This window comes from Neobacillus niacini (assembly GCF_030817595.1).
Classification (GTDB): Bacteria; Bacillota; Bacilli; order Bacillales; family Cytobacillaceae; genus Neobacillus; species Neobacillus niacini_G.
Map to the genome: position 1 here is coordinate 5138598 of NZ_JAUSZN010000001.1, position 24507 is coordinate 5163104.

Here is a 24507-nt window from a genome sequence, read left to right on the forward strand (position 1 = left end):
TTCACTGTAAAAATGCAGTGAAAAACGGGACTTTTTTAATAGATCATTCATTTTATGGATTAATTTTATATCGACTGTAATAACTTTATGACTTGCCGCTATTCTATTGCTGTTTACGTCTGGTTTTCTTATTGTAAGTACTAGAAGTATTTTATTTATTAATAATGACAGCGTTTTCGTTCTTTAGAAATCATTAAAGGAGTGGAAGTCTCGTGAACAAGACAGCCCATATTATATCTCATTCCCATTGGGACAGGGAATGGTACTTACCTTTTGAGAAACATCGCTATTATTTCATACAGCTTATGAATAATCTTATTGAACAGTTCAAAAAGGAAGGAAGCGGCTTTCAATCGTTTCATCTAGATGGCCAAACGGTTCTGTTGGAGGATTATTTCGCGGTTCACCCGGAGAATCGTGAAATTGTAAAGCAATTAATAAAGGAGAAAAAGCTTCATATCGGTCCTTGGTATGTACTGCAGGATGCGTTTTTAACAAGCTCCGAAGCAAATGTTCGAAACCTGCTGATTGGTATGAATGATACGAAAGCCTATGGACATGTTTCAAAAATAGGTTATTTTCCGGATACTTTCGGTATTTATGGGCAGGCACCGCAGCTTTTAAAGCAAGCGGGAATTGACACAGCTGCCTTTGGCAGAGGAGTGAAACCGACCGGCTTTAATAACACGGTTTCAGACGTTCCTGACTATGAATCACCTTATTCCGAAATGATTTGGAAGTCACCTGATGGCTCAAGTGTTTTAGGAATCCTATTTGCCAATTGGTATTCCAATGGGAATGAAATTCCGGTGGATGAAGAAGAAGCGAAAGCGTTCTGGGATAAGAAGCTCTTAGACTCTGAGAAATATGCCTCAACGAATCAGTTGTTGTTTATGAATGGCTGCGATCACCAGCCGCTGCAAAAGACGATTCCACAGGCGATTGAAACGGCATCTGCCCTATATCCAGATTATCAGTTTAAGCATTCTAGTTTTGATGAATATACGGAAGCGTTAGAAAAGGCACTGCCTGAGCAGCTGCAAGTAATTGAAGGGGAATTGCGCAATCAGCGGACAGATGGCTGGTCCACCCTTGTAAATACTGCATCAAGCCGTATTTATTTGAAGCAAATGAATCACCACTGTCAAACTCTTTTGGAAAAGAACGCTGAGCCGCTTGCGGCCATGTTAGCTTTAGCAGGTGGCACCTACCCGCGGGAATACATCCGCTTTATGTGGAAATCATTGATGAAGAATCACCCGCACGACAGTATTTGCGGCTGTAGTGTCGATGAAGTCCACCGTGAAATGGTGACTCGTTTTGAGACTGTAGCGCAAATGGGAGAGGTATTTGTTGAGGAAAATGCAGCTGCGCTTGCACAAACAGTTGATACTTCACATACACCTGAAGGCGGTATTCCGCTAGTTGTCCTGAATACAACCGGATGGGAGAAAAATGAAGTCGTTTCAAAAGTAGTCGATTTGGAAAAAGTGTATTTTTCACAAATGCACTTTGAAGATATTCCCGTTTATTTGCAGGATAAACCAATGGCAGGATACAAACTGGTTGATGGTGAAGGCAAATCGGTAGACTATCAGCTTGAAAGTTCTGCCGTCGAATTCGGCTATGACTTACCAGATGATAAATTCCGTCAGCCGTTTTTTGCCAAACGTGCAAAGCTTTCGTTTTTCGCAAAGGGAATTCCTTCATTTGGTTTTAAAACATTCTACCTTGTGCCAGGTGCCGAAGAAGAGCAGGAGTTTGTGTCTTCATCAGAAACCCAGTTCGAAATGGAAAATGAATATGTTCATCTACAGTTTCATGAAGATGGCAGCTATGACTTAATGCATAAAGATACCGGTGAGTCCTTCCATCGTCTCGGAATCTACGAAGACACTGGCGATATTGGTAACGAATATATGTACAAGGAAGCTAAGGGGCTTGAGGCTATCACAACAAAGGATGTACCAGCGGAATTTAGATTCCTAGAAAGAAGTACACTCAGAACAGTCCTAGAGTTTACGCACAAATTATTGATACCGGTTTCTGCAGATGATCGCTTAGCGATGGAACGGAATAGGCTTATTTGGCATAAGGAAAGAGAAGCCGGAAGATCGGACGAAATGACAACAATCACCATGCAAACGGTTGTCACACTTGAAAAGGGAATGAAGGGTCCGGCATTTAAGCTGATTATTGACAACCAAGCAACCGATCACCGTCTGCGTGTGTTGTTCCCAACCGCTTTACAGACCGAAACACATAAAGCTGACAGCATTTTTGAAATTGTAACCCGCCCAAATAAGCCAGAGAAGGAATGGGAAAATCCGAGCTTTTGTCATCACCAGCAGCACTTTGCCAGCCTGGCGGATGAAAGAATAGGATTAACCGTAGTGACAGATGGTCTGCAAGAATATGAAATTCTCCCGGAGAATGGCACGATTGCCGTAACCGTGCTTCGATCAACAGCCGAGCTCGGGGACTGGGGTTATTTCCCTACACCTGAAGCACAATGCTTAGGAATGCAAACAGCAGAATGGCAAGTGCTGCCGCATGAAAAAGATGTCATCCAATCGCAGGCATATGTCGATGCGTATCAATACAAAGTTCCTCTTGTGGCTGTTCAGACAAGCATCCATAAAGGTGACTTACCGGAAACATATCAATTTGTTCAAACAGAATCCAATGGACTGGTATGGACATCAATGAGAATAGCGGAAGAGCATGATGATGTAATGATTCGCTGGTTTAATCCAGCCGAAGAAGAGGCTAATCTTAAGGCTGATATAAAGGATTATGAATCCTTTAAGAGTAATATCCTTGAAGAAAATACAGACGATACCCAAGATTCATATGTAGTAGGAAAATATGAAATCATCACACTTGGTTTTCATAAAAAGAGATAGGAGCGGAAAAAAATGACGACAGTAATTCCTGAATCCATGCAAAAACTGATTCAACATGTAAAAGAATTTTTCCCAGAGGATGAAAAATTGCAGATCATGTTCGAGCAATGTTTTGTTAATACGTATACCACTACGTTGAAGAAACAAGAAGATGGGAAGACATTCGTGATTACCGGGGATATCCCGGCGATGTGGCTGCGAGATTCAGCCGCACAGGTAAGACCTTATTTACTGGCTGCTGAAGAGGATGAAGAATTGGCTACGCTACTCGAAGGGGTGATTCGCCAACAGTTTGATTTTATCTTGCATGACCCCTATGCCAATGCGTTTAATCAAACAGCAAATGGGAAGGGACACCAATCAGACCTGACCAAGATGACACCGCATATTTGGGAGCGGAAGTATGAAATTGATTCCTTGTGCTATCCCATACAGCTTGCCTACCTATTTTGGAAGTCAACCGGACGCACGACTCTTATAAACGATACGTTCAAACGGGTGATAGAAACGATTATTCATGTATGGCGGACAGAGCAGGATCATGAAAATCATTCACCTTACCGCTTTGAGCGTACGGATTGCCGTCAGTCTGATACGTTAATCCGGGAGGGCAAAGGAGGGCGGGTTGTTCCAACGGGGATGACGTGGAGTGCTTTCCGTCCAAGTGATGATGCCTGTACTTATGGCTACCTTGTCCCGGCTAATATGTTTGCAGTAGTCGTCTTAGGGTATGCAGCGGAAATGTGTGATGTTCTTAAGGATACGGCATTAAAAGAAGAATGCCTAAAGCTTCGTGAAGAAATTCAAAAGGGTATTGAACAATACGCTAAGCTGGACCACCCGATTCATGGAAACATGTTTGTATATGAAACGGATGGAGAAGGAAGAGTGAATGTAATGGATGATGCCAATGTTCCGAGCCTGCTTGCAGCACCGTACTTAGGCTATCTTCCATATGATGATCCGGCGTATTTAAACACACGGTCCTTCCTTCTAAGCAGGGATAATCCATATTATTACGAAGGAAAATATGCAAATGGAATTGGCAGTCCGCACACTCCTGATCATTATATTTGGCATATCGCGCTGGCGATTCAGGGGATGACCACAACAAGTGAGGCAGAGAAGCAAGAAATTTTAGCATATTTTAAACAAACAGATGGTGAAACCAATTTTATGCATGAAGGCTTTAATGCAGATTGCCCTGAAGAATTTACAAGAGACTGGTTCGCTTGGGCAAATACGATGTTTAGTGAATTTGTTTTAAGTTTAACTGGGAAAGCAGTAAAAGGCAGTCCACTTTATGACCAATTAATGAAGAGCCATAGTAATCTATAAAATTATTCAAGTTAATACTTTGAAAGGGTGATGGATTATGAAAAAAGTTCCATGGATGATAGTTGTTTGTGAATGGATCTGGAGGGCAATCTTGGCGAATCTATACTGGGTTGCCTTTACCATCCTTGGGTTAGGGGTCTTTGGCTTTTTTCCAGCATCCATTGCCCTGTTTACCATTGTCAGGAAGTGGCTAAGGAAAGATAGTGATATACCTGTCTGGGCGACGTTTAAGCAAGTTTATTTTAAAGAATGGAAAAGAAGCAATAAAATAGGCCTTGTATTTTACAGCATTGGCCTTTTTCTCTTTATTGATATTCGTATTGCAGAGCAAGTCATGACGGGTATTTTTGCTAGTTTTCTATTAATTATTTTATATATCTTAGTATTTGTCTTTCTATTGGCTGTTGGTAATTTCCTTTCGCTCTATGTCCATTATCAACTCTCAACGAAAGAATATATAAAACAATCCTTTCTATTTACCTTAACGGGATTACCATCCACGATATGGATCGGAGCAGGATTATTCGTTATTGGCATGCTTTTACTTAGGATGCCAGGCTTACTTCCGTTTATTTCTGGAGTTGCTCCTGCTTATTGGATGATGAGAGTCAACTTAAATCGATATAATCTGCTAGAGAAAAGATTGTCTGGGTCTTAATGGGATGGGCCAGCTATTGTTTAGAAAAATGGAATGAAATGAGGGAGAAGATGAAACTGCACCTAACAGGAGACGTAACCTCCATAGTGGAAGGGCTTAATCTTGTAATGGAGAATTTAACGGTTCAACTTTCAGAGGATGGCTATCCAGTATATGTGAAACAGCGAAAGGGTCCATTGCATGTTATGAATCACAATGGCCAGGCGGAAATTAGCTTTGAGAAGCCTATTCACTTTTTTCGCGGCTTAGGATTATTCCTTGAACATTTTAGTAAAGAGACAGAGTTTGACTTGTCAGAGAATCCACAGTTTACAATGAGCGGTGTTATGTTGGATGCGTCTAGAAATGCAGTGCCAACACTTTCTGATGTAGAACAGCTGCTGCAAAAAATGGCTTTAATGGGACTAGATACCTTAATGCTATATACAGAGGATACGTACGAGGTAAAGGAACATCCTTATTTTGGATATATGCGGGGAAGATATTCGGCTGAGGAGTTAAAGGCATGTGATGACTATGCGGTGAAATTAGGGATTGAAATGATCCCTTGTATTCAATCACTGGGCCATTTACGGGAAGCGCTTAAATGGAATTATGCTTCCAATTTTAAAGACACAGATGACATTTTATTGGTTGATGAGCCAAAGACATATGAATTCTTGGAAAACTGTATAAGGGCAGCCTCTGAGCCTTTCCGTACCAAGCGTATTCATATCGGAATGGATGAAACGTTCCAGCTTGGCTTAGGGAAATATTTGGAGAAACATGGTTATGAGAATCATATTGATATCATGAATAGGCATTTGAAAAAGGTTGTTTCTATTACGGATAAGTATGATCTAAAACCGATGATCTGGAGCGATATGTACTTTCCGTTGTTTCAGGAAAACAGCAAATATCGAGATGAGTTCGGCAAGATTCCGGAAGACATACTAGCTTCCATCCCTGATGTAGAGCTTGTTTATTGGAATTATTATCGGAGAGAACAGGAAGTTTATGAGCAGGATTTTCAACACCATAAGCTGCTAGGTCAGACGCCGATTTTTGCCGGCGGTGCGTGGACATGGAATGGGATTGTCCCAAACTATGGCAAAGCTATTGCAACGACAGAGGCTGCTATGGCTGCGTGTAAAAAAGAGGGCATTAAAGAAGTGTTTGTTACACTGTGGGGCGACAATGGAGCCGAAACACCATTCTCTACATCATTGCCGATCTTACAATTATTTGCAGAGCACACCTACCATAAGGAAGTCACACTTGAACAAACAGCGAAGCGCTATTCCTTCTGTGGTGAAGGAAACTTTGAGGATTTCATGGTCTTGAAGAAGTTGGATGAAACCCCTGGCGTCATGAAGGACAATATGAATACATCAATGACCTCTAAAGTATTGCTGTACCAGGATATACTAATTGGATTATACGATGAAAATAGTAAAGGATTATCCTTAGGTGAGCATTATGAAAAACTAGTTTCTGAGATTGAAAAAGCAAAATACAACAACCCAAAATGGGAAAGCCTATTTGACTTTTATGAGCAATTGGCAAGGGTTCTAAGTGTGAAGGCGGAAATCGGAATTAAGATAAAAGAAGTTTACGATCGGAAAGATTACGAGCAAATGAAATCATTCCTTAAAGAACTTGATTGGATTCAAACCAATGTCAATCTGTTACGTCAAAAGCACCGAAAAATATGGTTTGAATCGTACAAGCCATTTGGCTGGGAGGTCATCGATATTCGATACGGCGGCGTCATTACCAGAATTGACTCAGTAAAATATCGGATTCAAGAATGGCTAGCGGGCAGGATTACTGCTATTGAAGAATTAGAAGAAGAACGATTACGCCATGATGGGCCTTGGGAAATTGTTGACGGCTTAGTTGGCGGCAATGTTTATCATCGTATCGTCACTGCAGGAAACTTTTCATTATAAAGGATAGAAATATCTAAATGGGGTGATTGGATTGTTTTTAACGGAAAGAAAGTTTGAAGCGCGTATTCGGGAATTAGAAGGTTACCGTTATCGTGATTGCATAACGATTGATCAATTTATTACACAGGAAGACGACGGCAGGGTTGGGGCTTACCCGCCGGTATCTTACGATGAAAACAGTGTCATGAAGCTGGGCGATTATTGGAAAGGCCGCGATCGATATATTTGGCTGCATGCGGACGTTGATTGTCACCTGCCAAACAATAGCAGGCAGGTTGTCGGCCTGTTCTCCTTCGGAAAGACTGGCGGTGGGAATAATTCAGGGTTTGAATCATTATTATTTGTAAATGGAAAACCCTATCAAGGTGTCGATTCCAATCATGAAGAAGTTCTTTTTGATGAACAAACCGCGAGTGGGCCGCTCACGTTAGATTTTAGACTTTGGTCGGGTCTTGAGGGTGGAGGAGTTCCGGTTGACAATGAATTCAAACTAGAGATGGCGAAAATCGGCTGGCTTGATAAGCGGGTGGATAATTTATACTACACCCTTTTGGCAGCGTATGAAGTATTGATGGAAACAGGTGAGGGGGAGTCAGCCTATACGATTTTGAAGCAGGTCATTTCTGATGCCTTACAGCATATTAGTTGGACGGAACCTGGGAGTCATGAATTTTATGAATCCTGTTATGCTGCGGAGGAGAATTTAACCAAGGCACTTCAATCGATTGACAAATCATCAGAGATAACGGTGCACACTGTTGGCCATACACATATTGATGTTGCTTGGCTTTGGAGATTAAGAAATACGAGAGAGAAGTCAGCACGATCCTTCTCGACTGTTTTGCATTTAATGAAGCAATTCCCTGAATATTTATTCTTACAAACACAGCCGCAGCTTTATGATTATATTAAAACGGATTATCCTGACATCTATGAACAGATGAAAGCTAGAATTGCGGAAGGCAAGTGGGAAGCAGGGGGTGCGATGTGGCTGGAAGCGGACTGTAATATTCCTAGTGGTGAGTCACTTGTCCGCCAAATTCTGCATGGAAAAGCCTTCTTTAAGGAAGAATTTGAGGTTGATTGTGAATATTTATGGCTGCCCGATGTGTTTGGGTACAGCTGGGCATTGCCACAAATCTTAAAAAAATCAGGCATCAAAACGATGATGACAACGAAAATCAGCTGGAATCAATACAACCGCATGCCACATGATACCTTCTATTGGAAGGGAATCGATGGTTCAGAGATTTTAACACACTTTATCACAACACCGGAACCATGGAACGGTCCAGACTCTTGGTTCTACACGTATAATGGCTTTATTACAGCCAAAACGGTTAAAGGAGCATGGACGGGCTATCGGGATAAGGACCTGTCAAAAGATCTGCTGCTTTCATACGGATATGGCGACGGCGGCGGCGGAGTCAATCGCCACATGCTTGAAATGCGAAGCAGACTGGACATGATGCCTGGTATGCCGAATGTAAAGACATCAACGGCTGGAGAGTTTTTTGAAAAGCTCCACCAAAATGTAGCGGAGTCTAACGGCTATATCCATAAATGGGATGGCGAATTGTATCTGGAATACCATCGGGGTACGTATACAAGCCAGGCGTTTATGAAACAAACAAATCGTAAATTGGAACTTTTATATAGAAGAGTTGAATTCCTATCTTCCTGGATATCTGAAAATGGCGAGTGGATTGGCGATAAGGAGCTTAAAGACGGTTGGAAAATAATCTTACGAAATCAATTCCATGATATTATTCCAGGTTCGTCTATCCATGAGGTATATGAGGACGCGAAGGAAGAATACAAGGAAGCGCTAGAAATAGGGGAAGGTGCAGGTTCACGCGTGATCAATAGCGGGATTGAACAGGCTGACCGTTCTGTGGTTCTATTTAACGCTTCACATCATAAGGGAATGAGAAATGTAGTAATCCCTCAATTTTCTGATTTTCAAGCGGGGGGATGGAAAGATCAAAACGGAACCGTATTATCACATCAAAAGCTTCCTGCTGGCTGGCTTGTTGAAGTGGATACACTTCCATCCTTTGGTGCCAAAACATTATCTTTTGAACCACAGGAAGCTGATCGAGAAAAGAAATCAAGCTTTATCTATCATGACCGGAAATTAGAAACACCGTTTTACCTTGTTGAATGGAATGAATTCGGCCAGATGACAACGATTTACGATAAAGAGGCAGGACGTCATGTTCTAGCCGAGAATGAAAGAGGAAACGTTCTGCAAATTTTTGAGGATAAACCACTTGCACATGATGCGTGGGATATTGATCTCTTCTATCAAGAAAAAATGGAAGAAATCCGCAAACTAGTCTCATTTGAAGTAGTTGAAAATGGCGAACTTGCCTTTACGATTCATGTTAAGTGGAAGTATCATCATTCTGACATTTCGCAGTCGATTGTTTTTTATCAAAGTGAGCGCAGAATTGATTTTGACACAAGTGTGGATTGGCACGAAAAGAATAAATTGCTAAAGGCTGCTTTCCCTGTAGATGTTCGAACAACGGAGGCAACCTATGATATCCAATTCGGAAATGTAAAGCGTCCTACGCATTGGAATACGAGCTGGGACATGGCCAAATTTGAATCAGTTGGACACCAATGGGCTGACTTATCAGAACCGGATTATGGTGTAAGTTTATTGAATGATTCCAAATATGGCTATGACATCAAAGAAAATACAATCCGTTTAACCTTATTAAAATCTGCGATTCATCCTGACCCAGAAGCGGATCAAGGAACCCATTCTTTTGTTTATTCGCTGTACCCACATATCGGGGATTGGCGGAAAGGAAAGACAGTGGAAAAGGCTTGGGATCTCAATGATCCGATTGTTGCTGTAGAAGGGAAATGGACAAAAGAAGTGTCATTCCTTGATACAAATTCTGACCATGTCTGGTTTGATGCTGTGAAGCCGGCTTATGATGGCAACGGAATTATTGTCCGCTTGCATGAATATGAGGGACGAAGAGGGAAGGTTTCGCTTGACGTTGGAAAAAACATCACTTCATGGGTAGAAACCAATCTAATGGAAGAAGCAACGGCAGAATTATGCCAATTGCCGATTGAGTTTGACATTAAACCATATGAAATTAAGACAATAAGAATCTTGTAATTTTAAAAAATATGACCAGCTGGCAGTTACCAGCTGGTCATATTTTTTCATCTCGAAGATCTAAATTTCAGTTATCTAAGATTTTTGCACTTAATCCCAAATTAGTCAACTATAAATAGGGCTCTTTTCACTATAGAATAAAGGTATGGAAGTGCTTACAACAACTGAGAGGAGGATAAATATGAAAAAAATACTGAGTGATATTTATAAAAACCGAATCTGGCTGTTAATGGTTCTGCCTGGAACGATTTGGCTACTATTATTTTCTTATTTACCAATGTTTGGACAAGTTTTGGCTTTTAAGAAATTCAGAATTCACCCAGATGGTTTCTTTGCCAGTGTTATTAACAGTGAATGGGTTGGCTGGGAAAACTTCGAATATTTGTTTAGTACAAGTGATGCATGGATTATAACCAGAAATACCTTGGTATACAATATTATCTTTATTGTAGTGGGGTTAATTGCGGCTGTGGCAACGGCAATCATGCTTAGCGAGCTAGTGAATAAGAAGTTATCAAAAATCTATCAAACTTCCATCCTTTTTCCGCATTTTATCTCATGGGTTATCGGGAGCTACTTTGTCTTCACATTCTTAAGTACAGATCACGGCCTATTAAATCATGTTCTTAGCTGGTTCCATATCGATCCGATTTCATGGTATAGCGAGTCGAAGTATTGGCCGTTTATTCTAGTGTTTATGGCCCTATGGAAGGGTGTCGGTTACGGGAGTATCGTGTATTTAGCGTCCATCGTCGGGATTGATCGAGCATATTATGAAGCAGCCATGATTGATGGTGCCTCGAAGTGGAAGCAGATTAAGCATGTTACCCTGCCAATGCTGAAACCATTAATGATTATCCTTACAATTATGAATATTGGAAGAATATTCAACTCTGATTTTGGACTCTTTTATCAAGTGCCAAGAGATTCAGGGGCACTGTATTCAGTTACAAATGTTATCGATACATTTGTATACCGCGGCCTTATGAATTTGGGCGACATTGGTATGAGTACTGCAGCAGGTCTATATCAGTCAGCCGTTGGATTTACCCTTGTCATCATTACGAACTATATTGTAAGAAAAGTGGATGAGGAAAGTGCATTATTTTAGATTATTTAATAGGTTTTGAGAATTGGCTGGCTTTGCACCTAGAAGCTTGCGCTTTTCTAAGAAGGGAGGGAAGGTCGCTTAGCGGCTAAACTATGCCAAAGAAACTGCAAACTCAATCATCTATCGCTTTGTCACAATCAACGAATGATATGAAAGGGGGTGGGGCAAAGATTTTAAGGAAAAAGTATAGAGACCCTCAACACCTGCACCCAGTCGTAAATACCATTATTAGTGTATTACTAGGAATTTTAGCGGTCATGTGCATTTTTCCCTTTATCTATGTCATCATTATTTCGTTTACTAGTGAAGAGAGTATAGTGAGAAATGGTTTTCAATTGTTCCCGAAAGATTGGAGCATTGATGCTTACCATTATCTATGGGGAATGAAGGCGCAATTCTTCCACTCTTACGGTGTAACAATTTTTATTACGATTGTTGGCACAATTATTAGTGTATTTATGATAACGTTTTATGCTTATGCCATTTCAAGACCACAATTTAAGTATCGTAGATTTTTCACGTTTCTAGCATTTTTTACTATGCTTTTCAGTGGCGGTCTAGTACCTACTTACATTGTTGTCACCCAGTTTTTAGGTTTGAAAAATACCATTTGGGCATTGATTCTGCCCCTTGCAATGAATGCGTTTTATATTATCATTATGAGAACCTTCTTCTTAAAATCAGTATCTGAGTCGATTTTAGAATCAGCAAGGATTGATGGAGCAAGTGAATGGAGGATTTTCTTCCAAATTATCTTCCCGCTTTCCTTACCGGGAATTGCGACGATTGCCTTGTTTAGTACATTAGGTTATTGGAATGATTGGTTTACGGCGTTACTGTATATCGATGAACCCAATTTAGTACCTTTGCAATCACTACTCATGAAAATCGAAGCAAATCTTGAATTCATGAGGCAAAATATGGATGTAGCAATCATGCAGCAAAGCTTGTTTGATACGATTCCACAAGAGTCAGCTAAAATGGCCATGGTCGTCATCGCCACTTTACCAATTGCAGTTTCGTACCCGTTCTTCCAAAAGTACTTTATTAGCGGACTGACTATTGGCGGCGTTAAAGAATAAAAATTTTAGAATGAGGAGAATTTGAAATGAAAAAAAGATTAATGCTTCTTCTTGCATTCGTTCTTACCATTGGTACGATTCTTTCAGCGTGCAGCGGTAAAGAAAATGCTACCTCAGACAAAGAGGGAAAAGATGGTCAACCATATGAAATTAAATGGTACACAATTGGAACTCCACAGAAGGATACTGCTAAGGTATTCGAAGAGGTAAACAAATATTTGAAGGAAGAAATTAATGCTACAGTAAAAATGACCCAAATTGATTGGGGAGATTGGGCACAAAAATCGCAGGTAATGATTAATTCAGGGGAACCATTTGATATTATTTTCACTAATGGTACTGAATATGTTCAAAATTCCCAAAAAGGTGCATTCCTTGCGATCGATGAGCTGTTAAACAAGGAAGGCAAAGAACTAAAAGAAGCGATCGACCCATCGTTATTAGAGGGTATTAAGATTGATGGAAAAATTTATGGTGTTCCTACTAATAAAGAGGCGGCAAGACAAACGGTTTATACATTTAATAAACGTCTTGTTGACAAATACAACTTTGATATTTCAAAAGTACAAAGCTTAGAAGACCTTGAGCCAATGCTAAAAGTGATTAAGGAAAATGAACCTTCTATTACACCAATGGCAACATTTAAAGCGTATCTTCCATTTGACTATGTCTTTAATAATGAAATGCCATTTGCGTTCGCAATTGATGGTGACAGAGAGCATGTTATTAACCAATTTGAATCTGATTTAGCGATGCAAACCTATAAAACGATGCATAATTATTATAAGGCAGGATACCTTAAAGAGGATGCTGCAACGAGTAAGGACAGCTGGCCAATGGATGTGGAAAACTGGTTTGTCCGCATGGGAGATTCCCAGCCATATGCTGATGCATTGTGGTCACGTGCAGCTAAATATGATGTAGTTTCTGTACCAGCTGAAGAACCAACTACTTTTAATGATTCTGTATCAGGTTCTATCCAGGCTATCTCAGCAACATCAAAAAATCCTGAAAAAGCTATGGGATTCTTAAACTTACTTAACACAGATCCATATCTTCGCAACCTTGTTGATAAAGGAATTGAAGGAGTTCATTACGAAAAGAATGAGGATGGAACGATTAAAGATCTTCCAGCACGTATTGAACGATACAACTTGCCAACTTATTCTTTAGGTAACCATTTCATCCTTAATCTATATGAAAACGATCCAAAAGATAAATGGGAAAAATTCAAAGAGTTTAATGAAGCTGCAAAGCCAGCACCAACACTCGGTTTCCACTTCAACAGTGACCCAGTGAGATCGGAACTTGCATCGATTACGAATATCTCTAAAGAGTTCTATCCAGCCTTGGCAACAGGATCTGTTGACCCAGAAGAATACTTGCCAAAATTCAATAAAAAGTTAGAAGAAGCTGGAATCGATAAGGTGTTAAAGGAAATACAAAAGCAATTTGATGAGTGGAAGAGCAAACAAAAATAATAAAAAAATCAAGCTGAGCGGCCACTCTCAGCTTGATTTTATTGCAATTGGGGAATTCAAATGGATATCAGAAGAAAAGGCAGATTCACTCAAAATATCTTTAATAAACTTTTTTTAACCTCGTCTCTAACAATCATTGCGACTGTTATTATCTTAATCGTGACGATTACCAACTACTACTCAGATATTATTATTCAAAAAGAAATCAATATCAATACAAGGACAATGGAAAGGGTAGAGGATTACTTTTCCGCAAAGGATGCTGATATTGATCGCGCCAAAAGGGATTTGTATGTGAATGGGGACATGATTGATGATATCTCCTTTGCCCTTAACAATGGGTATGAGGAATATTTAAAATACCGTTTGGATAAATTTTCTGAAAGTCAATCATTTGTTCCAAGTAATATTGATACTTATTTAAATGCTTATTTCGGACAAGACCCTGATATTAATGCAGTTGGTATCCGCTCGTTTGAAAACCCTTCGATTGAGTATTTGCACATCTATCATAATTTAAAATGGAATAAAAGCGTAGTAGTTAACCCCTCATCAAGCTTAGAATCTTCACTTCTTTCAAGAGGTATTCCTAACCTTAGTGGAGATGGGCTGCCTAAAGGCCGAAAGTTAACGAATACGATTACCAAAAAGATGATTATTAATAATCCATTTTTGTTGAAGAAAATTGGTGAAATTACCATTTTCTACTCCACTGACCGTTTAGACAAAATTGTTAAAAAGCATGATGAATCCCCTGCTTCTTTCTTTTTGATAGATGGGGAAGGGAGTGTCGTTTATTCGTGCAATAATGGTGAAGTTCCCTTAGAGCTAATCGATCAGATAAAACCGGAAACAAATGAGATAAAAATGGATTGGCAGGATAGAGGTTTTTATATAAATACGATAGCGAACAAAGGAGATTATACCTATGTCAGTGTGATTCCTGATAAAGGTTGGCAAAAGCTAACGATTATCAGAGGCACCATGTGGATTGCGATCATCTTTTTCATCATTATCTCTATTTTAATCACTTATTCCTTTACTCGAAATTATTCACGGCGAATTCATAACATTGTTTCGATTATTCGCCAGGTTGAAAAGGGAAACTTAGATGCAAGGATTCCAAAATCGAAGCATGAAGATGAACTATCGAAAATCGCTGTTAATATTAATTCGATGTTAGATGAATTGAATAATTATATTGAACAATTTTATCTATTAACTCTAAAGCAGCAGGAAGCGGAATTAAAAGCACTTCAGGCACAAATTGATCCTCATTTTCTATTCAATACGCTAGAGGCCATTCGGATGGTAGCGGTCGTAGAGGGTTCAAAAACTTCTAGTAAAATGATATTCCATTTATCCAAACTGTTCCGCTATTCGTTAGAATCGATCAATACAGTCCCTTTATATACTGAGATTGAGTATGTGAATCAGTATTTAAAATTAATGCAATTTAAATACCCTAACAAATTACAGGTTTCCTTTGATATTCCCAGTGATGTTGAACGAACACCTGTGCAAAAATTAATTTTGCAGCCAATCATTGAAAATTATTTCGTGCATGGTTTTAAAAAGGATCGGACAGATAATCAGTTATTTATACGTGCTAGGCATCTTGGTGATTTGGTAGAAATCAGTGTTGAAGATAATGGTAAAGGGATGACAGAGGAAGAGCATTCTAGAATTGTCCATCATATCAATTCTGAAGAGGGGGATGAAATGAAATCCATTGGATTAAGAAATATCCATCAACGACTAAAATTGAAATACGGAAATCAGTTTGGGATTTCCTTAAATAGCATCCAAAGTAAAGGGACGATTGTTACCCTGTCAATTCCAGTAAGGGGGACCAGCCATGTATAAGGTACTTCTTGTCGACGATGAACCTTTAATCACAATCGGGCTTAAGGCGTTGTTGGATTGGGCGGATTATGGCTTTGAGGTTGTGTCTACAGCTGAGAGTGGCGAAGAAGCTCTATCCTATCTAAAAGAAAATCAAATTGACATTCTAGTTACCGATATAATGATGGCAGAAATGACGGGTTTAGAATTAATAAAAGAAGTGAAAATCCTTCAGCCGAAAGTAAAATGTATTGTTTTAACAGGATACCAAGAGTTTGAGTTTATTAAGCAAGGGTTATTGTTAGGGATAGAAAACTATTTAGTGAAGCCGGTTGATGAAGAAGAATTATTAAAGACCATCCGAAATGTAGGCGATAAATTGAATGCCGTGACAGAAGGCAATCAGGAACAGGAACCGTCAACACTGAAGGATAATACGTTATGGCGTTTTTTAAATGGTGAAATTGATAAGAATGATTGTCTTGAAAGGTTGTCCTTTTACAATATTCAATTCAATCAGCCATATTATAGTGTATCGATCTTAAGTTTTGAGAATTATCATAAGGCTGAGATTTCCAAGGATATTAGGAATTATATTGAAGAACAATTTTCAGCGCTATGTCTATATAGCCCGAATCAGGAATTACTGATTATTTTTGGAGGTACAAGCGAAGAGGAATTAATCCAATTCAACCAAAATCTTGTACATGATTTTAATAGTGAACAAAGTAAGGCAGGTATATTCTATTTATCGATGGGAAAGCCGGTTAAAACAGTAGAGGATTTAGAAGAGAGTTTTGCGATTGCAAGGGAATATAGTTTACTTCAATTATATTCAAATCCTAATGTACTTATTTCTGAACGTTTAACGGTAGATAAACAGGAGGAAATGAAAAAGCAGCAGGAATTCAAAGATAATATTGTAAAGTTGATATTGAAAGCGGATGAGGAAGCACTAAAAATGCTAGATTCATACTTTCAGGATATAACGAGTAAATCATCCTTTGTTTCACCCCAAGCAGTGAAAAAATACACCTATGATTTAATTTCTTATATCCATTATTCGCTGCAGTGTGACGATCTTTCCTATTACACAGCTGCTGTCGAAAAGGTTGTCTATAGCAAAGACATTCATCAGATGATGACCATTTTAAAGGAATATTGCCGAGAATTAATTCTATCCATTCTTAATCAAGTAAATATGCGCAGTCCTATTGTACAAAATGTCCTTGATTTTATACATGTGCACTATGATCAAGGAGTCTCATTAAAAACATTGGGTCAGCAGTTTCATGTCAATGCCATTTATCTGGGACAATTATTTCAAAAAGAAGTCGGTGTTGTTTTCTCTGAGTATTTAAACCGATATCGCTTGGAAAAGGCAAAGGAACTTCTCAAAACAACCCATTATCGAGCAGGTGAAATTGGCAAAAAGGTTGGGTATTCCGATACCACTTATTTTTATAAACAGTTTAGAAAAACGGTGGGCACGACGCCAAGCGAATGGCGAAAGATTTAAATCCCTTTTGGTAATAAAAAAACAAAAAAAGAGACGGTGATGAACAATGGACAAACCTATACATGAAAAAAACCTTACCTATCGTTTTCCAAAGCACTTTTGGTGGGGAAGTGCTGCCTCAGGCCCGCAAACAGAAGGTGCGGCCTTGATTGACGGTAGAAAAGCTAGTATATGGGATTATTGGTATAGCATAGAGCCGGAATGTTTTCATAATGAGGTAGGACCGGTGAACACATCCGATTTCTATCATCGCTACAAAGAGGATATTCAACTTATGAAGGAAACGGGTCATAATTCCTTCCGCACCTCGATTCAATGGTCAAGGTTGATTCCGGACGGTGTGGGCAAAATTAATCAACAGGCAGTGGATTTTTACAATCAGGTCATTAATGAGTTAATTGCCAATGATATTGAGCCGTTCATGAACTTATACCACTTTGATATGCCCATGTGCATGCAGGAAAAAGGCGGCTGGGAGTCCCGGGAAGTTATCGATGCCTATGTAAACTTTGCCGAAACCTGCTTTTCCTTGTTTGGGGACCGGGTAAAGCATTGGTTTACCTTTAATGAACCAATTGTTCCTGTTGAGGCCAGCTATTTATATAATTTGCATTTTCCAAAAGTAGTAGATTTTAAGCGAGGGGCACAGGTGGCTCACAATACGATTGTTGCCCATGCGAAAGCGGTTGCAACATTTAAAAAGATGCATCTTGATGGCCAAATTGGGATTATCTTAAACTTAACGCCCTCCTATCCAAGAAGTGAGGAAGCAGATGATGTGAAAGCTGCTCATATTGCCGATTTGTTCTTTAATCGAAGCTTCCTTGATCCGGTAACAAAAGGAGAATACCCGAAGGAGTTAATTGATATTTTAAGAGATAGAGAGCTATTGCCGGTAGTAGAACAGGGAGATTTGGAAGTCATTCGTAATCATCCCATAGATATTCTTGGTGTGAACTATTACCAGCCGCGCCGTGTGAAAGCAAAGGAGCAGCCGGCAGCAAAAGACGTTCCGTTTATGCCAGAACATCTCTTTGATCCGTATTTGATGCCGGGGCGGAAAATCAATCCGCATCGCGGCTGGGAGATTTGTGAAGAAGTCATATACGACATTATGATCGATATTCGCGATCATTATGATAATATCCCTTTCTTCATTTCAGAAAATGGAATGGGTGTCGAAGGGGAAGAGAAATTTCGAAATGAGCAGGGTTACATCGAAGATGATTATCGTATCGAGTTTATCCAGGAACATTTGAAATGGGTTCATAAAGCTCTTGAAGAAGGAGCAAATTGCCTTGGATATCATCTTTGGACATTTATGGATAACTGGTCATGGACGAATGCTTATAAGAATCGTTACGGATTAGTAGAAGTAGATTTAAAGAACAATTTAAAGCGAACGATTAAGAAATCAGGCAGATGGTATAAACGGTTGTCTGAAAATAATGGCTTTTAATAATATAATCGAGCAGGGCGTAATCCTAGTAAATCTATTCATTCAGCAAAAAGGAAGTGGCAGGAAATGGAGAAGTATCTTTTAGGGATTGATTTAGGAGGAACAAATTTAAGGGTCGCAGTCGTAACATCTGACGGTCAACTGGTAGAAGAAATGAATGTAAAAACAGAAAGTGAAAAAGGCCCTTATTATGTCATCAACCAAATGATTAAGCTTTGTGAGAAAATCATGCGGGAACGAAACATTGATGCCATCGGAATTGGATCCCCTGGTCCTTTAGATGTAAAACAAGGCATAATCCTAAGTCCAAACAATTTGCCTGGGTGGGACAATATCCCATTAGTAGACATGTTAGAGAAGGTTTTACAGAAAAAAGTTGTCCTTGATAATGATGCAAATGCAGCCGCACTTGCCGAGGCCATCATTGGCGCTGGTAAAGGGAAAGAGTCTGTTTTCTATATTACCGTTAGTACGGGAGTGGGCGGCGGCTTTGTCTTCCGGAAGCAATTGTTGCAAGGTGCGAATTTTTGTGCCGGTGAAATAGGCAATCTCATTGTAGACTCAGACGGACCGTCGCACCATGCCTTGAATGTTGGCGCCTTAGAAACATTGGCTAGTGGGACAGCAGTGAAAAAACGTGGAAAAGAACAGCTTGGAATGACAGGGCATGCAGGAGAAGTATTCGCACTGGCCATGAACGGAGACCCAGAAGCGCAGAAGATTGTTGATCAAATGATTACGTCCCTGGCAAAAGGGATTGCAAACATTGTTCATACGGTTGATCCGCATATTATTGTACTTGGAGGCGGAGTAATGCAGTCAAGGGACTACATTATGCCGTTGCTTGTTGCAAGAGTGAATGACTTCCTATATCCACAGCTGCGGAATAAGGTGGAAATGGTGAGTGCTTCCTTAGGTACAAAAGCGGGTGTGATTGGGGCGGCTTTATTGACAAAACAAGCAGCGTTTTAGTAAGAGGGGGCTGACCATGAAAGCTTATATGGTGTTTGATATTGGAGGAACGTATATTAAATATGCGGTGATGAATGAGCAGGGAATGAAGTTAGAAGGCGGGAAGGTTCCCACTCCTCAGGAAGGATTAGAAATATTTCTACAGAAGGTCTCTGACATTGTAACGCAGTATCGACAGTCTTATGCTTTTCAAGGGATTGCACTAAGTTCTCCGGGTGCAGTGGATGTGAAAAGCGGATATATCGGGGGAGCAAGTGCTATTCCTTATATCCACGGTGTACCCATGACAGACATGATAAGAGAGCGAACAGGTCTTGACGTTTCGATAGAAAATGATGCGAACTGTGCAGCATTGGCAGAAGGCTGGCTGGGAGCTGCCAAAGAAACAGATTACTATATTTGCATCGTTATTGGCACGGGAATTGGCGGAAGTATTGTGGTAAATCATACTATTTTGCGCGGTGCTTCCCTTCACGGGGGGGAATTTGGGTATATGATTATGGGGGACCCGCTGCAGAAAAATCCACTGCAATCTACCTGGAGCAGGGTCTCTTCTACATATGCGCTTGTAGAAGGTGTGGAAGCGAGAAAATCACTTGCAAAAGGTACACTGAATGGCGAAGATGTATTTCGTTTGGCTGAAGGTGGAGACTCCATTGCGAAAGAATCCATTGCCCATTTTTACAAAAAACTGGCAGTCGGTATCTATAATTTGAAATATACACTTGATCCGAAAAAGATTCTAATCGGCGGGGGAATTAGCAAACGCTCAGAAGTTATTGAGGGGATCAATCAGGAATTGAAGCAATTGAAGGATGAAATCTCTAAGCTCGATATTACGGTTGAAGCCTGTCAATTTGATAACGATGCCAATTTAATTGGTGCCTTATTTCACTTTTTAACTATCAAAAAGCCAAAAAGTGGTTTCAACCTTACAAGGCAGGATAAATAGAAATCTACTGGAACGTTGAAATTAATAATCAATTGGAGGTTAATTATGTATAAGAATGAGCCGATTTTTTTACAGCCGGTGTTTCAGGAGAGAATTTGGGGCGGGAAGAAGCTAAGAACAGAGTTCCATTATGAGATTCCGAATGATCTGACTGGTGAAGCGTGGGTGATTTCTGCGCATCCGCATGGCCCGAGCATGATTACCAATGGTCCGCTTGAGGGGAAATCGTTAGCCGATGCCTGGAATGAACATAAGGAGCTTTTTAATAAAAAGGATGACGACCAAGGGGAGTATCCATTACTTGTGAAAATTTTGGATGCTGCTGATGATTTATCCGTTCAAGTTCACCCAAATGACCAATTTTCCCGTGAAGTGGAAGGCGTGCCTTATGGAAAAACCGAATGCTGGTACGTGCTAAGCGCCGAAGAAGGGGTGGAGCTTGTATTAGGTCATTATGCCAAGACAGAAGAGGAATTGGCAGAGATGATTGATCATGGTCAATGGGACAAGCTTTTAAGACGCGTGAAGGTGAAGGCGGGTGATTTTGTCTATGTTCCGAGCGGTACGATTCATGCGATTGGAAAAGGCATCGTGATTCTTGAAACACAGCAAAGTTCTGATATTACTTACCGTGTGTATGACTATGACCGGAAAGATGCGGCCGGCAATACACGTGAATTACATCTTGAACGATCTAAACAGGTGACAACCGTTCCACATCAGGATGCCGAAGTTAAACAGACTGAAAAGGTTAATGGCGGTTTAGTCGAAAAGAAATTAGTGGAGGAACAGTATTTCACTGTGTATCACTGGGAGTTGAACGGGCAGGCTGATTGTGAAATGGATAAAGACTTTTTACAAGTGAGCGTTGTAGAAGGTATGGCCGCTATCACAATCGACGGAAAATCCTTCGACCTTAAGAAGGGTACCCATTTTATCCTTCCACATGGTGTTCGTCAATTCAAATTAGATGGAAAAGCTGAGTTTATTGTTTCGCATGAATAAACAAACCAAAAAGACCCTAGGGAAATAGGGTCTTTTTTGGTGTCGTGCACCATTCCTTTTAGTAACGCAAGGACTGTCCCTTGTCTCATTTAAAATGTAAATTTTCAATGAACTAATTATAGAAAGGGTGGAAAAACCTTATTACATTTTTCTAGTCCATTGACGGAGCATACGGTTCGGAATATTGTAGGAGAAAAGTGGATTGATAGAGTATTCAAAAAAATGACAGCGCTATCCATATCTTAATAGGGATGGTAAGGGTAGAAGGAAGCCCGCTCAAAAAAGCTTCAATATAAAAACTAGAATAGGAGAGATGGAAAATGATTGATTTGAAGAAAAGCCAATTGTTGATGGCTGTCTTTTTCGGCATGTGTTTCATCCTGTTATGGCCGAATGCAAGCTTTGCAAAACAACCAGAATCATCTTACTGGTATCCCGAACAACTATTAAACTGGACTCCAGAGAAGGATCCAAGCGCTGTGTTTAACCGCAGCCAGATTCCACTGGCCAAACGGGAAGTGTTATACAAAGTCAATGACCATGCACAATCTGATGCAAAGTTAGTGGCTTTGTCTGCTTTAAACCCTACGACGAGCGGGGTGCCTTCTCAAGGCGGGAGGGATTTTTATGCAAATACCTTTAGTTATTGGCAGTACGTTGATCTCATGGTGTACTGGGCTGGCTCTGCCGGTGAAGGCATTATTGTGCCGCCAAGTGGAGATGTGATTGACGCTGCCCATAAAAACGGCGTACCGATTTTAGGAAACGTTTTCTTCCCTCCTACTGTTTATGGCGGAAAGGCTGAATGGGTCAACCAAATGCTTGCTCAGCGGGCTGATGGATCCTTCCCGGCAGCGGACAAGCTGTTAGAAGTTGCAAACTACTATGGGTTTGACGGCTGGTTCATTAACCAAGAAACCGAAGGCGTAAACGCTCAGACTGCTGAAAAAATGCAGGAATTCCTAGTGTATCTTCAAAAACATAAACAGAAAGATATGCAAATTATGTGGTACGATTCGATGACGAAGGATGGTCAGATCAATTGGCAAAATGCTTTAACGGATAAAAATAGCAGCTTTTTACAGGATGGCAACAAACGTGTTTCTGACAGCATGTTTTTAAACTTTTGGTGGCGCGATCAGCAATCATCCGCTGCAAAAGCGAAGGAACTCGGCAGAAGCCCATATGACTTGTTTACTGGGATTGATGTGGAAGCGAATGGAACAAGCACAAATATTCCATGGCAGGGAATCTTCCCTGAGGGCAAAGCACCTATAACATCTTTAGGAATTTATCGTCCGGACTGGGCTTTTAAAACATCTGAAACAATGGAACAGTTTTATCAAAAGGAAAATGAATTCTGGGTTGGCAAATCCGCAAATCCTGCCTCAACAAATGATAACGGTGCGTGGAAAGGAATGGCACATTATTTCACGGCCAGAACCGCCATTGAGAAATTGCCATTCGTCACTCATTTTAATACAGGAAGCGGCAAGTTTTTCGCTGTCGATGGGAAGCAGGTAAGCGAACAGTCATGGAATAACCGCAGCCTGCAGGATATTCTCCCGACATGGCGCTGGCTGAAAGAGGGCGGACAAGCTGTTCACGTTGATTTTGATTGGGAAACTTCTTATTACGGCGGAAGCTCATTAAAGCTTTCAGGGGCCATTGATGCAAACAATCCAACACATATTAAACTTTATAAAACCAATCTGCCGATTCAAGAGGATACGGAAATCGCACTGACGTACAAGACAGATTTAAAAAAGCCAAACATGAAGCTTGGTGTCAGTTTCATCGACACTCCTAATCAATTTATCTATTTCGATGTGAAAAAACAAAGTCTTAATCAATGGATAACCGATTCGGTTAAACTGAAAAAATTTAGCGGTAAAAACATTGCAGCTATCTCGCTTTTAATTGAAAGTGACAACGAGGTGAAAGATTTTACAACAAATATTGGAGAAATCAAGGTTTATAACAAGCAAGAGAAGCATAATGCTATTCATTCTCCAAAGCAAGGAAAGGTAAGTAAGATTGAGTTTACCAAAGGGATTTATGCAGATGTCGCGCTTGCTTGGGAGCCGTCTGCTTCCGATGTGAGTCACTATGAAATTTACCGGATGCTGCCAAACAATGAGAAGGAATTTGTCGGTGCTACACCGAATCAGGTGTATTTCCTTTCCAATTTAAGGAGGGATGGGAAAGAAACTAGCACCAATTTAGAAATTGTTGCGGTGAACCAAGAATTCAAACGAAGCAAGCCTACCACTGTTACATTTGAATGGCCGCCATATCCAAAGCCAGAAGCAGATTTCGGGGCGGATCAAACGGTAGCGGCACCGGGAGAGAAGATTCAATTTTACAATGCATCTTCAGAGGTAACGGAAGCTGTGGAATGGCATTTTGAAGGTGGAACACCGTCTGTGAGCATGGAGGAAAACCCGGTTGTCACCTATGAGAAAGAAGGCGTTTACCCTGTTACCCTAATCGCGAAAAACAGTGAGGGTGAAAGTGTCCTGACAAAAGAAGCAATGATTACCATTTCCGAAGCTGCCAAGGATATTAAAAATGTTGCGTTGAATAAGATTGCCATTGCGAGCGGACAATGTGCTCCAAGTGAAGCGGCACAATATGCTTTTGACGGGAACGTAAAAAGTAAATGGTGCGCATTAGGGGATGCCCCTCATTGGCTAAAGGTGGATCTTGGCGGTCAATATGCTATTTCAAAATTCGTTGTTCGCCATGCACAAGCAGGCGGGGAGCCGGGTGCCTTTAATACCCAGGCATTCAGAATTGAAGTTAGTACGGACGGGGAAAACTGGACAGAGGAAGTGAAGGTAACAGATAATACAGGGGCTGTCTCAGAACACAGCATCACCTTGACAAATGCACGCTATGTCCGATTATGGACTGACAAGCCAACACAAGGCGGCGACCAAGCTGCAAGAATTTATGATTTCGAGGTTCATGGATTTCAAAAATAGTTTCCGATATCTGTAAGGGGTTGGGCCTTCGCTGCTTTTATCCAGCGGGGGACTGCCCTTTTTTTAAATGTTCAAAGTTTGCGGCTCCTACGCAGACAAATCAACAGCCAAGTTTAACA

15 protein-coding genes are annotated in these 24507 nt (G+C 40.4%); all 15 read left to right on the forward strand.

Annotation, left to right across the window (positions count from 1 at the left end):
* The first annotated feature begins 212 nt into the window (after window positions 1-212).
* The 15 genes from QFZ31_RS24340 (at window position 213) to QFZ31_RS24410 (ending at window position 24388) form a co-directional block, all read left to right on the forward strand.
* Window positions 213-2906, forward strand: coding sequence for an alpha-mannosidase (locus QFZ31_RS24340; RefSeq protein WP_307307905.1), 2694 nt, complete (start codon window positions 213-215; stop codon window positions 2904-2906).
* A gap of 12 nt (window positions 2907-2918) precedes the next feature.
* A complete protein-coding gene (locus QFZ31_RS24345; RefSeq protein WP_307307910.1) occupies window positions 2919-4244 on the forward strand; it encodes a glycoside hydrolase family 125 protein in 1326 nt (441 codons plus the stop codon).
* A gap of 37 nt (window positions 4245-4281) precedes the next feature.
* The gene (locus QFZ31_RS24350; protein ID WP_307307912.1) at window positions 4282-4902 is read left to right on the forward strand and encodes a YesL family protein; all 621 of its coding nucleotides are present in this window, start codon (window positions 4282-4284) and stop codon (window positions 4900-4902) included.
* A 50-nt stretch (window positions 4903-4952) separates the two neighbouring features.
* Window positions 4953-6833, forward strand: coding sequence for a beta-N-acetylhexosaminidase (locus tag QFZ31_RS24355; RefSeq protein ID WP_307307915.1), 1881 nt, complete (start codon window positions 4953-4955; stop codon window positions 6831-6833).
* Between the two features lie 31 nt (window positions 6834-6864).
* Window positions 6865-9975 (forward strand): alpha-mannosidase, encoded by a 3111-nt coding sequence (locus QFZ31_RS24360; protein WP_307307917.1) that lies wholly within the window; start codon window positions 6865-6867, stop codon window positions 9973-9975.
* 181 nt (window positions 9976-10156) lie between these two features.
* Complete coding sequence (locus tag QFZ31_RS24365) at window positions 10157-11086, forward strand: ABC transporter permease (RefSeq protein WP_307307919.1); 930 nt, start codon at window positions 10157-10159, stop codon at window positions 11084-11086.
* Window positions 11087-11235: 149 nt separating this feature from the next.
* The gene (locus QFZ31_RS24370) at window positions 11236-12168 is read left to right on the forward strand and encodes a carbohydrate ABC transporter permease (RefSeq protein ID WP_373459934.1); all 933 of its coding nucleotides are present in this window, start codon (window positions 11236-11238) and stop codon (window positions 12166-12168) included.
* 26 nt (window positions 12169-12194) lie between these two features.
* Window positions 12195-13649 carry an ABC transporter substrate-binding protein gene (locus QFZ31_RS24375; RefSeq protein WP_307307926.1) on the forward strand — a complete coding sequence of 485 codons (1455 nt, stop codon included), beginning with the start codon at window positions 12195-12197 and terminating at the stop codon, window positions 13647-13649.
* A 60-nt stretch (window positions 13650-13709) separates the two neighbouring features.
* Window positions 13710-15515 (forward strand): sensor histidine kinase, encoded by a 1806-nt coding sequence (locus QFZ31_RS24380; RefSeq protein WP_307307928.1) that lies wholly within the window; start codon window positions 13710-13712, stop codon window positions 15513-15515.
* Entirely contained in the window at window positions 15508-17013 is a 1506-nt protein-coding gene (locus QFZ31_RS24385) for a response regulator transcription factor (RefSeq protein WP_307307931.1), read from the forward strand. Before QFZ31_RS24380 ends, QFZ31_RS24385 begins: the two co-directional genes overlap by 8 nt.
* A gap of 46 nt (window positions 17014-17059) precedes the next feature.
* On the forward strand, window positions 17060-18472 hold the full coding sequence (locus QFZ31_RS24390; protein WP_307307935.1) for a glycoside hydrolase family 1 protein: 1413 nt from the start codon (window positions 17060-17062) through the stop codon (window positions 18470-18472).
* 66 nt (window positions 18473-18538) lie between these two features.
* Entirely contained in the window at window positions 18539-19444 is a 906-nt protein-coding gene (locus tag QFZ31_RS24395; protein ID WP_307307938.1) for an ROK family protein, read from the forward strand.
* A 16-nt stretch (window positions 19445-19460) separates the two neighbouring features.
* Window positions 19461-20396, forward strand: a complete 936-nt coding sequence (locus QFZ31_RS24400; RefSeq protein ID WP_307307942.1) for an ROK family protein — start codon at window positions 19461-19463, stop codon at window positions 20394-20396.
* A 45-nt stretch (window positions 20397-20441) separates the two neighbouring features.
* The gene (manA, locus tag QFZ31_RS24405; protein ID WP_307307944.1) at window positions 20442-21401 is read left to right on the forward strand and encodes a mannose-6-phosphate isomerase, class I; all 960 of its coding nucleotides are present in this window, start codon (window positions 20442-20444) and stop codon (window positions 21399-21401) included.
* 320 nt (window positions 21402-21721) lie between these two features.
* Window positions 21722-24388, forward strand: a complete 2667-nt coding sequence (locus tag QFZ31_RS24410; RefSeq protein ID WP_307307948.1) for an endo-beta-N-acetylglucosaminidase — start codon at window positions 21722-21724, stop codon at window positions 24386-24388.
* Window positions 24389-24507 lie beyond the last annotated feature (119 nt).

What these genes read in the sequence shown, in the direction of transcription:
- manA (WP_307307944.1), top strand. Translation starts at nt 20,442, where the DNA reads ATGTATAAGAATGAGCCGATTTTTTTACAGCCGGTGTTTCAGGAGAGA.
- QFZ31_RS24395 (WP_307307938.1), top strand. Translation starts at nt 18,539, where the DNA reads ATGGAGAAGTATCTTTTAGGGATTGATTTAGGAGGAACAAATTTAAGG.
- QFZ31_RS24400 (WP_307307942.1), top strand. Translation starts at nt 19,461, where the DNA reads ATGAAAGCTTATATGGTGTTTGATATTGGAGGAACGTATATTAAATAT.
- QFZ31_RS24355 (WP_307307915.1), top strand. Translation starts at nt 4,953, where the DNA reads ATGAAACTGCACCTAACAGGAGACGTAACCTCCATAGTGGAAGGGCTT.
- QFZ31_RS24385 (WP_307307931.1), top strand. Translation starts at nt 15,508, where the DNA reads ATGTATAAGGTACTTCTTGTCGACGATGAACCTTTAATCACAATCGGG.
- QFZ31_RS24365 (WP_307307919.1), top strand. Translation starts at nt 10,157, where the DNA reads ATGAAAAAAATACTGAGTGATATTTATAAAAACCGAATCTGGCTGTTA.
- QFZ31_RS24390 (WP_307307935.1), top strand. Translation starts at nt 17,060, where the DNA reads ATGGACAAACCTATACATGAAAAAAACCTTACCTATCGTTTTCCAAAG.
- QFZ31_RS24410 (WP_307307948.1), top strand. Translation starts at nt 21,722, where the DNA reads ATGATTGATTTGAAGAAAAGCCAATTGTTGATGGCTGTCTTTTTCGGC.
- QFZ31_RS24345 (WP_307307910.1), top strand. Translation starts at nt 2,919, where the DNA reads ATGACGACAGTAATTCCTGAATCCATGCAAAAACTGATTCAACATGTA.
- QFZ31_RS24350 (WP_307307912.1), top strand. Translation starts at nt 4,282, where the DNA reads ATGAAAAAAGTTCCATGGATGATAGTTGTTTGTGAATGGATCTGGAGG.
- QFZ31_RS24370 (WP_373459934.1), top strand. Translation starts at nt 11,236, where the DNA reads ATGAAAGGGGGTGGGGCAAAGATTTTAAGGAAAAAGTATAGAGACCCT.
- QFZ31_RS24380 (WP_307307928.1), top strand. Translation starts at nt 13,710, where the DNA reads ATGGATATCAGAAGAAAAGGCAGATTCACTCAAAATATCTTTAATAAA.
- QFZ31_RS24375 (WP_307307926.1), top strand. Translation starts at nt 12,195, where the DNA reads ATGAAAAAAAGATTAATGCTTCTTCTTGCATTCGTTCTTACCATTGGT.